The following is a 12,866-nucleotide window of genomic DNA, read 5'->3' on the forward strand; positions in this document are numbered from 1 at the left end:
CACCGCGTTCCCGAGTAGTTTCCTCCCAGACGCTACCTGCAAGCCGCGCCCCCGTCCCCCGGGGGCCTTCCCGTGTGCCGGTATCGTTGCTGACGGTCGGCCGCTTCGTAGACTTCCCCGTATCCCGGGCTGCGAAGCATTCGTACGAAGGAACAAGTGCGGATGGACGAGCCGGCCGCGCACCGTCGCTCCCCCGAGAAAGGGCCCCACCGTGGCCGCCAACTCCGTGGCCAAGCGCCTCGTCGTGCTGGTCTCCGGCTCCGGCACCAATCTGCAGGCGCTGCTGGACGAGATCGCCGCCGTCGGGAGCGAGGCGTACGGTGCGCGGATCGTGGCCGTCGGCGCCGACCGCGACGGCATCGAGGGCCTCGCCCGGGCCGAGCGGGCCGGACTGCCGACCTTCGTCGTCAAGGTCAAGGACCACGCCACGCGTGAGGAGTGGGACGCCGCGCTCGCCGAGGCCGTCGCCGCGCACGCGCCCGACCTCGTCGTCTCCGCCGGGTTCATGAAGATCGTGGGCAAGGAGTTCCTGGCCCGTTTCGGCGGGCGGTTCGTCAACACGCACCCCGCCCTTCTCCCCAGTTTTCCCGGCGCCCACGGCGTGCGCGACGCGCTCGCATATGGCGCGAGGGTCACCGGCTGCACCGTCCACTTCGTCGACGACGGCGTCGACACCGGGCCGATCATCGCGCAGGGCGTGGTGGAGATCCGGGACGAGGACGACGAGAGCGCGCTGCACGAGCGCATCAAAGAAGTCGAGCGAAGGCTGCTCGTCGAGGTCGTGGGGCGCCTCGCCCGCAACGGCTATCGCATCGAGGGACGAAAGGTAGTTATCCAGTGACCGCCGAGAGCAACAAGCGGCCCCTTCGCCGGGCGCTCGTCAGCGTCTACGACAAGACCGGCCTGGAGGAGCTGGCCCGCGGGCTGCACGAGGCAGGCGTCGAGCTGGTCTCCACCGGCTCCACGGCCGGCCGGATCGCCGCCGCCGGCGTCCCCGTCACCAAGGTCGAGGAGCTGACCGGCTTCCCCGAGTGCCTGGACGGCCGGGTCAAGACCCTGCACCCCAAGGTGCACGCCGGCATCCTCGCCGACCTGCGCCTGGACAGCCACCGCGAGCAGCTCGCCGAGCTGGGCGTGGAGCCGTTCGACCTCGTCGTCGTCAACCTCTACCCGTTCCGCGAGACCGTCGCCTCGGGCGCCTCGCCCGACGAGTGCGTGGAGCAGATCGACATCGGCGGCCCCTCCATGGTCCGCGCCGCCGCCAAGAACCACCCCTCGGTCGCGGTCGTCACCAGCCCGGCCCGCTACGGCGACGTCCTCGCCGCGGTCAAGGACGGCGGCTTCGACCTCGCCGCCCGCAAGCGCCTGGCCGCGGAGGCCTTCCGGCACACGGCGGAGTACGACATCGCCGTCTCCTCCTGGTTCGCCTCCGCCTACGCCCCCGCGGACGAGTCGCAGTTCCCCGACTTCATCGCCTCGTCGCTGCAGCGCGCGCACACCCTGCGCTACGGCGAGAACCCGCACCAGCCCGCCGCCCTGTACACCTCCGGCGAGGGCGGTCTCGCGGCGGCCGAGCAGCTGCACGGCAAGGAGATGTCGTACAACAACTACACGGACACGGACGCCGCGCGCCGTGCCGCGTACGACCACGCCGAGCCCTGCGTCGCGATCATCAAGCACGCCAACCCCTGCGGCATCGCGGTCGGCGCGGACGTCGCCGAGGCGCACCGCAAGGCCCACGCCTGCGACCCGGTCTCCGCGTACGGCGGCGTCATCGCCGTGAACCGGCCGGTCAGCAAGGAGATGGCCGAGCAGGTCGCCGAGATCTTCACCGAGGTCATCGTGGCCCCGGACTACGAGGACGGCGCGCTGGAGGCCCTCACCAAGAAGAAGAACATCCGTGTGCTGCGCTGCGCCGACGGCGGCCCGGCCCACCCGGTCGAGGTCAAGCCGATCGACGGCGGCGCCCTGCTCCAGGTCGCCGACCGCCTCCAGGCCGACGGCGACGACCCGGCCAACTGGACGCTGGCCAGCGGCGAGGCGCTCTCCTCCGACGAGCTCCAGCAGCTCGCGTTCGCCTGGAAGGCGTGCCGCGCGGTGAAGTCCAACGCGATCCTGCTCGCCAAGGACGGCGCCTCGGTCGGCGTCGGCATGGGCCAGGTCAACCGCGTCGACTCCTGCAAGCTCGCCGTCGAGCGGGCCGGTGAGGAGCGGGCGCGGGGCTCCTACGCGGCCTCGGACGCGTTCTTCCCGTTCCCGGACGGCCCACAGATCCTGATCGACGCCGGTGTGCGGGCCATCGTCCAGCCCGGCGGCTCCATCCGCGACGAGCAGGTCGTCGAGGCGGCGCAGAAGGCCGGCGTGACCATGTACTTCACCGGCACGCGCCACTTCTTCCACTAGCAACACCCGGTGCGGCGAGGCGGCCTGACGGGCCGTCATGGAGCAGCGGACGGCCTCCGGTCCTCCCCCGAGGGGACCGGAGGCCGTTGTGCTGCCTGTCACCCGTCCCCCGCGCGTCAAGGCGGACGCAGCCCGATGCGGCAACCGGCAGCACCAGGGGAGCGTCGCAGCGGCCGCCGCGCGCCGGTACCTCACACCTCTCAGGGTCACCGCTTCCCGGGCGGCGTGTAGTCCTTGAGGTAGCGCGTGACGTGGTCGGCGTAGCCGCGGATCGCCGGGGGAACACCGCCGGCCGCGTTCACCTTCTTGTACGACGTCCGGTACGCGGCGGCGAGCAGCACGCGCCGGTCGCCGTCCAGGCCGGTGGTGTGCAGCAGCGGTTCCAGGTAGCAGAGGTAACGGGCCATGGCGGGGATCGACTCGGCGGGCGAGAAGGGCGGTCTGGGGGTCGCCGGGGCGGGCACGCCGTCGGCGCGGATCCACCAGCGCAGCAGACTCGGCGTCCAGCGGGCGATGCCGTACTCGCCCTCGCGGCCGGCGTGCGGGTCGGAGAGGTCCGGGTCGAAGCCGCTCTCCGCCTTCAGCATCGCCGCGATCAGCGCGGGGGAGACCTCCGGCTGGACGCAGTCGTGCGCCGAGTCGACGATCAGCCGCCGGTAGACGACGGGCACGCCCCGGTCGGTGCGGAGTTCGGCGGCGCCGTACACGGCGGGCGTGGCCGGGCTCTTGCCGTCGCCGGAGCCGGCCGGCCAGTCGCTGACGCCGTACCCGAGCGCCGCGACGGCCAGCGTCGCGGCGACGGCCGCGGTGACCGTCGTACGGCGGGAGCGGCGGCGCAGCCGGGGGAGCCGGCGGGGGCGTTCGGTGCCGGCCGCCGCGCTCACCCGGTGCAGCAGCTCCTCGCCGCCGACGCGTTCGGCGTGGGTGCGGGCCAGGCAGTCGCGCACGATGTCCGGCCACACGCCGGGCAGTTCGGGGGCGAGACGTAACGCCTCCGTGCCGCGGGCGTAGGCGACGGCCGCGTCACGGCGGGCCGTCGGGGTGCCGCCGGGCAGCGGGAAGGAGCCGGTGAGGACGAGGTGGGCGAGGACGCCGAAGGCCCAGATGTCGGCCGACGGGCGGATACGGCGGCCGCGTTCGCCGATCTCCGTCCACAGCAGCTCGGGCGGGGTGTAGTCGGGCGTGGAGAACGCCGGGGTGTAGGCGTGGGTGCCTTCCAGTTCGGCCGCCATGTTGAAGTCGGCGAGGCGGATCGTGCCGTCCTTCATCAGCAGCACGTTGGCCGGTTTCAGATCGCCGTGCACCCAGCCCGCCGCGTGCAACTGGCGCAGCCCCTCGCAGATCTGGGCGAGCAGCACGGGACCGGCGGCGGGGCGCGGGGAGGCGGCGAGCAGCGCCGACAGGGAGCCCTCCGCCTTCTCCAGCACCAGCACGGTCGCCCCGTCCAGGTCCGGCCGGCCCGGGTCGTCGACGGTGAGCGTCTCGTACAGCCGGATCAGCCGCGGGTGGCGCAGCCGGCGGTGCAGGGCGACCTCGCGCTCGACGAGGTCACGCAGGTGCGACAGGCGGCGCGGGGTGTTCGTGCCGGTCGCCAGGAACTTCAGCGCCGCCGTGCGCGGCAGGCCGGGCTCGTTCGCCTCGCCGGTGCGGCGGGCCTCGTAGACGCTGCCGAAGGCGCCCGTGGCGAGCGGCGCCCGGACCACCCACGGCCCGACCCGGTAGCCCTGCGGCACCGGTACGGCGAACGGCTCGCCCGGTCCGTTCACCGGGGAGTTCCGGAGGGCGCGCTCGCGCGCAGGACCACCAGGTCGTCCTCGCGGACCAGGTCGAAGCGGAGCGCCAGGGAGACCAGGGACTCCTTCTTGCCGTTCAGCCGGGGCCCGCTGTCGGCGGTGTCGGGGCCGGGCTTGAGGCGCAGCTTCACGGCGAGGTAGTCGATGTTCCACTGCACGGTGGTGCGGGAGACGGCCGGCCAGGACGGGCGCAGCCGTTCCACGACCTGGTCGACGGTGGGCAGCGCGGCGTGCGGTACGCCGCGCAGCCGCGGCTCGCACAGCGCGGCCAGGACCGCGAAGTACCGCTTGGTGCGGTCCAGGCAGAAGGCGGGCGCGGTGGTGTCGCCGTCGCCGCCGCTGTCCGGGTGCACATAGTCGTGGCGCGGCGCCCACACCTCCACCGGCAGCAGATCACCGGCGGCGGGCAGCACGATCCGCGCGAACTCGAAGGGGATCGGCGCGTCGAGCCGGCCCGGCCCGACCTTCACGTGCTCGCCGGCGCCCTCCGGGTTCTCGACGACGTAGGTCTGGTCCCGGCTGAGGTTGCTCAGTGTCCAGAAGGCGCCCTGCGCGGCGATCTCCCCGGCTCTGCGGGAGACCCCCTCGTGCGGGATGTGCAGGGCGCCCGCGTGCGCGGACCTGCCGAAGGTGAGCCGCTCGCCGGGGGCGAGACGGATCTGATGGGCGGTGCTTCGCTCGTCCCCCGTGGTCGGCGGAGGTACCACGATGATGCTGTACAAGGTGCGTCTCCCCGTGCCTGACAGCTCGCGCTGCCAGAGTAGGGCGAAGCACCAGGGCCGTGTCCCCCTCGTACGGGTGAGACACGGCCCTCGGATGTGATTGGCGCGAACCGTATGGTCCGCTTCGCGTCAGTAACGCGGGCGGTTGAACCAGGCGGAGCCCGCCGGGGCGATCATCGCCGCCGCCATCACGCCGCCGAAGCCGATCCACAGTAGCGCCCAGACCAGTACCGCGCTGGAGCCGGCGCTGGCCGCGCTGATCAGAATCAGTACGCCGAAGAGGGCACCCAGGATGCCGTAGACCATGGTGGTGATGCGGATGCCCTGGCCGCCGCGGGTGAACTTCACGCCCAGGGTGATCGACAGTGCCGCGAGCCCCAGGAAGAGCAGCGCTACGACGAGGACGGCGCCCGCGCCGGCGTGCCCGAAGTCGGAGAGGCCGTTGCTTCCGAAGGTGTCCTCACCCGCATTGGACACGTCGTTGACCGCTGCGGCGCCGAAGATGGCGAAGATGCCGATGAGGATCTGCACGGCGGCCACGATGTAGAGCAGGACACGCGCGGTGACCATGAGTCCCGGCATCGACTGCGACATCGCGTTCCCGCCGGGGTAGCCGGGGTACGCCGGCTGCTGCGGGTAGCCGTAACCCTGCGGCGGGACGCCGGGCTGCTGCGGGGCCTGCTGCGGGTAGCCGTAGCCGGGGCCGCCGGCGGGCGGCTGCTGGGGCGGTGGCCCGTAGGGGTTGTTCGGGTCGCCAAAGCTCATGGCGCGGTCCTTCCTCCGTTATGCCGAGTGCGGGGACGCGCGGCAACGCTCGGAGGAAGTTCTACAGATGCGGTTCGTCCCCCCGGTACTGCCCGCGGCACTGTGACCCTCATCGTTCTTTAGATCACCGTTACTTGTCCAGCCGGATTGCACAGGTGTTGTGCAAGTGCAACATCGTCGATCAAGGCAGGCGGACCGCGGCAGGGGTGACGCACGGCCCCGGATTGGAACCGGGGGGCGGTCATCCGGGAGGATGGGGTCATGACCGCCCAGATTCTCGATGGCAAGGCCACCGCAGCCGCGATCAAGTCCGATCTGACCGCCCGCGTGGCGGCTCTGAAGGAGAAGGGCGTCACGCCCGGTCTCGGCACCGTCCTCGTCGGCGACGATCCCGGCAGCCGCAAGTACGTCGCGGGCAAGCACCGCGACTGCGCGGAGGTCGGCATCGCCTCCATCCAGCGCGAACTGCCCGCCACCGCCTCGCAGGAGGAGATCGAGGCGGTCGTGCGCGAGCTGAACGACGACCCCACCTGCACCGGTTACATCGTGCAGCTCCCGCTGCCCAAGGGCATCGACGAGAACCGCATCCTGGAGCTGATGGACCCGGACAAGGACGCCGACGGCCTGCACCCGATGAACCTCGGCCGCCTCGTGCTGAACGAGCCGGCCCCGCTGCCCTGCACGCCCAACGGCATCCTCACCCTGCTGCGCCGCTACGGCGTCGAGCTGAAGGGCGCCGAGGTCGTGGTCGTCGGCCGCGGTGTCACCATCGGCCGCCCGATGCCGCTGCTGCTGACCCGGCGCAGCGAGAACGCCACGGTGACCCAGTGCCACACCGGCACCCGTGACCTGTCCGCCCACCTCAAGCGGGCCGACATCGTCATCGCCGCCGCCGGCAGCGCGCACCTGATCCGGCCCGAGGACATCAAGCCGGGCGCGGCCGTCCTCGACGTCGGCGTCTCGCGCAACGCCGAGGGCAGGATCGTCGGCGACGTCCACCCCGGCGTCGCCGAGGTGGCCGGCTTCCTCTCCCCGAACCCGGGCGGCGTCGGCCCGATGACCCGCGCACAGCTGCTCGTCAACGTGGTCGAGGCGGCGGAGCGCAGTGCCGGCTGAGGACGCGGACGACCTTCAGGTACGGGACGCGGTCAGCGCGCCCGACGCGGACGGGCGGCCGCGGCGCACCACCCGGCGCTTCCCGCTGTTCACCCGGGACACCGCGCGCCCCGAGGGCGGCGGCCGGGCCGCGGGCGGCGACGCCCCGGCGCCGGCCCGGCAGTGGCCGATGCTGGCGGTGCTCGGCGTGGTCGCCGTGGGCCTGCTGGTGACGGCGCTGGGCGCGTTCCGGATCGGCACGCTGCTGATCGGCGCCGCACTGGTCGGCGGGGCCGTGCTGCGCTGGATCCTGCCGAGCGTGGGCATGCTCGCGGTCCGCTCCCGCTTCACCGACATCGTCACCTACGGCGTGCTCGGCGCGGCCATCGTGCTGCTGGCGCTGATGGCCCAGCCCAAGCCGTGGCTGCAGCTCCCGTTCCTCAAGGACACCCTGCACTTCACGGTCAGCAGCGGCTGAGCCGACGCCACGGTGAGCGGCCGAGACGACCGCCTCCACCGCCGCCTGCGCCGCCGCGGCTACAACCGCGGCGGTACGCCGGGCGTTTGACTCCCCGCCCCGGCGGCGGCGTTACGCTGCGGCGATGCGCCTGAGCATGCCCACGCCCCGCACGTATGTCGTGGATCCGCTGATCGCGCTCGGCATGCTCGCGGTGGCCGTGCTGCTGGGGCGGGAGTCGGTGGCGCAGGGCTGGCCGGAACTCGACGCCCGCGCCCTGCTGCTGGTCGCGCTCGCCCAGCTGCCGGTCGCGGTGCGCGGCCGCTGGCCCGTCGCGGTGTTCGCGGCCGTGCTGTCGGCCGCGCTCGCCTATGTCGGCCTGGGCTACTGGCCGGTGGTGTGCACCTTCGGCCCGATGCTCGCCCTGTACACGGTGGCGGCCGCGCGTCCCGCCCGGGTCGCCGTCGGCTGCGCGGTCTGCCTGGCCGCGCTGTGGGTGTACGCCGGAGCGGTCACCGACGGCTCCGCCATGGGCTCGGTGGTGGGGCAGGCGCTGCTGTACACCTCGGTGCTGGTGTGGTTCGGCACGCTGGCGCGGCGCTCCGCCGAGCTGACCCGGCGGCTGCGCGCCGAGCAGGCCGAGCGGGCGCGGCGGGCGGTGGCCGAGGAACGCGGGCGCATCGCGCGGGAGTTGCACGACGTGGTCGCGCACCACATGTCGGTGATATCGGTGCAGGCGGGGCTCGCCCGGTACGTCTTCGACGCCGACCCGGTGACGGCCCGCGCCGCGCTCGGCACCATCGCCGGCACCAGCGCGGAGGCGCTGGAGGAGCTGCGCCGCATGCTCCACGTGCTGCGCGAGGAGGACCCCGGGGCCCCCGAGCGGGCCGCGATCCCGACGCTGGCGCGGGTCGGCGACCTGGTCGAGCGGATCCGCGCCGGCGGTGTCCCCGTGGAGCTGGCCGTCGAGGGCGCCGCGCGCCCCCTGCCGCCCGGCGTCGAGCTGTGCGCGTACCGGGTGGTGCAGGAGGCCCTGACGAACGTCCTCAAACACGCCCGGCACGCCCACGCGCGCGTGGAGCTGCGCTACGGCCCGCACGAGCTGACGGTCACCGTCACCGACGACGGCCGGGGGGCGATTTCGGACGATGTCCCGGCCGGGCCCGGCCATGGCTTGATCGGCATGCGGGAACGGGCCAAGCTCTACGGCGGGACGATCAGCGTCGGCCCGCGCGCCGAGGGCGGATTCCGGGTCAGGCTGACCCTGCCCGCGTCGCACCGCACCAGCTGAGGAACGTCGGGGGGACGGCGGACGGATGACCAGAGTGCTCGTCGTCGACGACCAGTTCCTCATCCGGGCCGGTCTGGTGGGCCTGCTGAACGCGGCGCCCGGCTTCGAGGTGGCGGGCGAGGCGGGGGACGGCGCCGAGGCGGTGCGGCTGGCCGCCCGGACGCGCCCCGACGTGGTCCTGATGGACATCCGCATGCCCGGCATGAACGGCATCGAGGCCACGACGCGCATCCTCGCCGACGCCGACGACCCGCTCCCGCGCATCCTGATCCTGACCACGTTCGACCTCGACGAGTACGTCTACGGCGCGCTGCGCGCGGGCGCGTCGGGCTTCCTGCTGAAGGACTCCGGTCCCGAGCGGCTGCTGGCGGCGGTACGGGCCGTGGAGGCCGGCGACGCGCTGTTCGCGCCGAGCGTCACCCGCCGCCTGGTCGAGGCCTTCGCCCGCCACCGTGACCCCGGAGGGCGCACCGACGCCCCGCCGGACCTCGCCGCGCTGACCTCCCGCGAACGGGAGGTGCTCACCCTGACCGCGCGCGGCCTGTCCAACCTGGAGATCGCCGACCGCCTCTACATCAGCGAGGCCACGGTCAAGACCCACCTCAACCGCACCATGTCCAAGCTGGACCTGGACAGCCGCGCCCAGGCGGTGGTCCTGGCCTACGAGACGGGACTCGTCGTCCCCGGCTGCTGACACCGCCGTAACGCACGGCTGCTGACACCGCCGTAACGCACGGCTGCTGACACCGCCGTACGGAACGGCGGCGGACCGTCCTCTCCCCCGAGCGGGGACGGGCCGCCGCCGGGAGCAACGTTTTCGCACCGGGCCGGGCCTGTTCAACGCCTGTCAGCGCGCTGTGCCACGGAAGTGACCATTCCGCTACGGTGTCCTGAACCTGCCACACCTGCGGAACCGATTCCGCGTCAGCTGTCGTCACCCGATCCGACCGGGTAGGGCGAGGGCGTGTGCGCGGAGGTGGCGATGAGCGGCTGGCGGCCGCTGCCGGACGGGCTGCCGCCGGAGGTACGGCACTTCGTGGCGCAGCTCAGGGACCTCAAGGACGCGACCGGGCTCAGCCTGGCCGCCCTCGGCGCCCGCACCGCCTACAGCAAGTCCTCCTGGCAGCGGTACCTCAACGCCGTACAGCCGCCTCCCCGGCAGGCCGTCGCGGCGCTGTGCCGGGTCGCCGGGCTGTCCGGACCGGACACCGAACGGCTCGCCGTACGCCACGAGGTGGCCGTCGAGGCCTGGCCGCGCCCCGAGCCCGCCGCCACCGCGGACGGCGAGCCGTACGACGACGACCCGACCCTCCCCTGGTGGGAGCGGCCGGCCGAACCGTCCGCGCCGCGCACCACCGGACGGCTGCTGCTCGTCGCCGTCCTGCTGCTGTGCGCCCTGCTGCTGCTCGGCGCCGCCGGGATCGTCCTCGCCGCGTAGGAGGAACGGCGGGATGTCCGACTGGACCGCGCGCGGTCGGCGTGCGACCGTGCACGCTCCGCCGCCGCACGCACCCGTGCGCCCCCGTCCCGGGAACTGAGATCCTTGGTGGGCGCATCCCTGTGGGTAGCCAGAACGGGCACCACGGCACAGGGCGCCAGGCGCGGGGGAACGACCAAGCACGTCATGGGGGGAAGAGGGGGAACCATGCCTCGTTGGAGGGCCTTGCCGGACGATCTCGATCCGCAGATCAGGGAGTTCGCGGAGCAGCTGCGGCGGCTCGTGGACCGCAGCGGCCTGGGCATCGCCGCGCTGGCCGACCGCACGGGCTACAGCAAGACGTCCTGGGAGCGTTACCTGGACGGCCGGCTCCTCGCCCCCAAGGGCGCGGTCGTCGCGCTGGCCGAGGTCACCGGCACCCACCCCGTCCACCTGACCACCATGTGGGAGCTGGCCGAACGCGCCTGGAGCCGTTCGGAGATGCGCCACGACATGACCATGGAGGCCATCCGCATCGCGCAGGCGCGCGCCGCGCTCGGTGACGTCGCGGCGCCCGAGGCCGGCGAGCGCGGCGGACGGGCGGCCCGCAAGGGCGGCAGCGCCACGGCCACCCCGGTCGCCGGACCGGCGGGCGTGTCCCCGACGGTGCCGCCGCAGACGACGGCCCCCGACGCCGACGCCCGCGACAGCGCGCGGCAGAACTCGTGGGGGATGGCCGGCTACCGGGGACCGTCGCCCGCCGGTGGCCGCCCCGGCGCCGGGACACCCGCCGCCTCCGTGGCCGCCCAGGGCACCGGCCGTCCACCCGGCGTCGCGCCCGAAGGGCCGCGGCGGCCCGCGACCGACGCCGGCAAGCGGCGGCTCACGATGTTCCTCGCGGGGCTCGTCGGCGTACTCGTCGTCATCGCCGCGGTGTTCTTCTTCACCGAACGCGGCGGCGGCGCCACGGACGAGGGCAAGAACGCCTCCCCGACGCCGACCGCGACCGCGCCCGTGAACCTGCCGCCCGGCGTCAAGTGCGCCGGCGCGAGCTGCGCCGGCAAGGACGCCGAGGCGATGGGGTGCAGCGGGAACCTGGTGACCACCGCCGGCACCGCGACCGTGGGCGCCACCGTCGTCGAGGTCCGTTACAGCAGGACGTGCGGCGCGGCCTGGGGCCGCATCACCCGGGCCGGGCAGGGCGACACCGTCCGGGTCACCGCCGGCGGGACCACCCAGGACGGGTCCGTCACGGCCGCCGGGGACACCAACGCGTACACCCCGATGGTGGCGGTCAAGAGCGCGGCCGAGGCCACGGCCTGCGCGACGCTGGCGTCCGGGCAGCAGGGCTGCACGAAGTGAGCTGCAGACGAAGTGCACGGGAGTGAGCGGGGAGCGCAGCGCACCACGTGAGCGGGGAGACGGGCTGCACGACGTGAGCGGGCAGAAGGTGCGCTGCGTGAGCGGGCAGAAGGAGTGCACGACGTGAGCGGGCAGAAGGAGTGCACGACGTGAAGAAAGAAAGGAAATCGGCGCGGGAGCGCATGGCTTCGGCCGGCGCGGGCAGGCGGACGGTATCCCCCCACGGGAGTCCGGAAACGGTACCCCCACCGGCGGCCGCCCGGTCACTCCTCTCCCGACCGGCGGCCGCCCCCCTCTTTCCCGCCGCCTCCACCCCCGATGTGCCACTCTGTGGGGTGGGCCACAGGGACCCGGCCGTCCGGCATGCCGGATGCGCGATAGCCTGACCGCTGGATCTCTCTTGATACCAAGAGATCGATCATCCGCCCGGGGCAGTGACGCCCCACCGCCAGCTGTCATACGGAGAACGCCATGACCCGCACTCCCGTGAACGTCACCGTCACCGGCGCGGCCGGCCAGATCGGTTACGCCCTGCTCTTCCGCATCGCCTCCGGCCAGCTGCTCGGCGCGGACGTGCCGGTCAAGCTGCGTCTGCTGGAGATCACCCCGGCCCTGAAGGCCGCCGAGGGCACGGCCATGGAGCTGGACGACTGCGCGTTCCCGCTGCTGCAGGGCATCGACATCACCGACGACCCGAACGTCGCCTTCGACGGCACCAACGTCGCCCTCCTGGTCGGCGCCCGCCCCCGCACCAAGGGCATGGAGCGCGGCGACCTGCTGGAGGCCAACGGCGGCATCTTCAAGCCGCAGGGCCAGGCCATCAACGCCCACGCCGCGGACGACGTCAAGGTCCTGGTCGTCGGCAACCCGGCGAACACCAACGCGCTCATCGCGCAGGCCGCCGCCCCGGACGTCCCCGCCGAGCGTTTCACCGCGATGACCCGTCTGGACCACAACCGCGCGCTGACCCAGCTCGCGAAGAAGACCGGCACCACGGTCGCTGACATCAAGCGCCTGACCATCTGGGGCAACCACTCCGCCACCCAGTACCCGGACATCTTCCACGCCACGGTCGCCGGCAAGAACGCCGGCGAGGTCGTGAACGACGAGAAGTGGCTGGCCGAGGACTTCATCCCGACCGTCGCCAAGCGCGGCGCCGCCATCATCGAGGCCCGCGGCGCCTCCTCCGCGGCCTCCGCCGCCAACGCCGCCATCGACCACGTCCACTCCTGGGTCAACGGCACCGCCGAGGGCGACTGGGTCTCCATGGGCATCCCGTCGGACGGCTCCTACGGCGTCCCGGAGGGCCTGATCTCCTCCTTCCCGGTCACCTGCAAGGACGGCAAGTACGAGATCGTGCAGGGCCTGGAGATCAACGAGTTCTCCCGCGCCCGTATCGACGCCTCCGTCCAGGAGCTGGTGGAGGAGCGCGAGGCCGTCCGCGGTCTCGGCCTCATCTGAGCCCGGCCCGCCCGAGTAGATCTTCGGCGGCCGGTGCGCTACAGTTGATCACACACCGGCCGCCGGGGAATCCGGCGCCAGGCTGTGCGTTGGTGGTCCA

At 73.2% G+C, this 12,866-nt stretch carries 12 protein-coding genes; 9 read left to right on the forward strand and 3 right to left on the reverse strand.

What is annotated here, in order from left to right; genetic code table 11:
- Positions 1-211: 211 nt before the first annotated feature.
- A complete protein-coding gene (gene purN / locus AC0B9F_RS22150; RefSeq protein WP_472005138.1) occupies positions 212-841 on the forward strand; it encodes a phosphoribosylglycinamide formyltransferase in 630 nt (209 codons plus the stop codon).
- Positions 838-2,403 carry a bifunctional phosphoribosylaminoimidazolecarboxamide formyltransferase/IMP cyclohydrolase gene (gene purH, locus AC0B9F_RS22155; protein WP_472005141.1) on the forward strand — a complete coding sequence of 522 codons (1,566 nt, stop codon included), beginning with the start codon at positions 838-840 and terminating at the stop codon, positions 2,401-2,403. The genes purN and purH overlap by 4 nt, the downstream gene beginning before the upstream one ends.
- A gap of 206 nt (positions 2,404-2,609) precedes the next feature.
- Here purH and AC0B9F_RS22160 read toward each other — a convergent pair whose 3' ends face one another.
- The 3 genes from AC0B9F_RS22160 to AC0B9F_RS22170 form a co-directional block, all read right to left on the reverse strand.
- The gene (locus tag AC0B9F_RS22160; protein WP_472005142.1) at positions 2,610-4,169 is read right to left on the reverse strand and encodes a protein kinase domain-containing protein; all 1,560 of its coding nucleotides are present in this window, start codon (positions 4,167-4,169) and stop codon (positions 2,610-2,612) included.
- Entirely contained in the window at positions 4,166-4,918 is a 753-nt protein-coding gene (locus AC0B9F_RS22165) for an FHA domain-containing protein (protein ID WP_472005144.1), read from the reverse strand. The genes AC0B9F_RS22160 and AC0B9F_RS22165 overlap by 4 nt, the downstream gene beginning before the upstream one ends.
- A gap of 129 nt (positions 4,919-5,047) precedes the next feature.
- A complete protein-coding gene (locus AC0B9F_RS22170) occupies positions 5,048-5,683 on the reverse strand; it encodes a hypothetical protein (RefSeq protein WP_472005146.1) in 636 nt (211 codons plus the stop codon).
- Positions 5,684-5,944: 261 nt separating this feature from the next.
- Between AC0B9F_RS22170 and AC0B9F_RS22175 the strand changes: the two genes are divergently transcribed.
- The 7 genes from AC0B9F_RS22175 (at position 5,945) to AC0B9F_RS22205 (ending at position 12,766) form a co-directional block, all read left to right on the forward strand.
- Entirely contained in the window at positions 5,945-6,799 is an 855-nt protein-coding gene (locus AC0B9F_RS22175) for a bifunctional methylenetetrahydrofolate dehydrogenase/methenyltetrahydrofolate cyclohydrolase (protein ID WP_472005149.1), read from the forward strand.
- Complete coding sequence (locus AC0B9F_RS22180) at positions 6,789-7,256, forward strand: DUF3017 domain-containing protein (protein ID WP_472005150.1); 468 nt, start codon at positions 6,789-6,791, stop codon at positions 7,254-7,256. Before AC0B9F_RS22175 ends, AC0B9F_RS22180 begins: the two co-directional genes overlap by 11 nt.
- 124 nt (positions 7,257-7,380) lie before the next feature.
- A complete protein-coding gene (locus AC0B9F_RS22185) occupies positions 7,381-8,526 on the forward strand; it encodes a sensor histidine kinase (protein WP_472005152.1) in 1,146 nt (381 codons plus the stop codon).
- Between the two features lie 25 nt (positions 8,527-8,551).
- The gene (locus AC0B9F_RS22190) at positions 8,552-9,220 is read left to right on the forward strand and encodes a response regulator (protein WP_472005154.1); all 669 of its coding nucleotides are present in this window, start codon (positions 8,552-8,554) and stop codon (positions 9,218-9,220) included.
- A gap of 288 nt (positions 9,221-9,508) precedes the next feature.
- Positions 9,509-9,964, forward strand: coding sequence for a helix-turn-helix domain-containing protein (locus AC0B9F_RS22195; protein WP_472005156.1), 456 nt, complete (start codon positions 9,509-9,511; stop codon positions 9,962-9,964).
- A gap of 207 nt (positions 9,965-10,171) precedes the next feature.
- Positions 10,172-11,305 (forward strand): helix-turn-helix domain-containing protein, encoded by a 1,134-nt coding sequence (locus AC0B9F_RS22200; RefSeq protein WP_472005158.1) that lies wholly within the window; start codon positions 10,172-10,174, stop codon positions 11,303-11,305.
- A gap of 471 nt (positions 11,306-11,776) precedes the next feature.
- Positions 11,777-12,766: a malate dehydrogenase gene (locus AC0B9F_RS22205; RefSeq protein WP_472005159.1), complete on the forward strand. Its 990-nt coding sequence runs from the start codon at positions 11,777-11,779 to the stop codon at positions 12,764-12,766.
- Positions 12,767-12,866: the final 100 nt, after the last annotated feature.

The sequence above is a fragment of the Streptomyces sp. NPDC097129 genome (genome assembly GCF_055668065.1).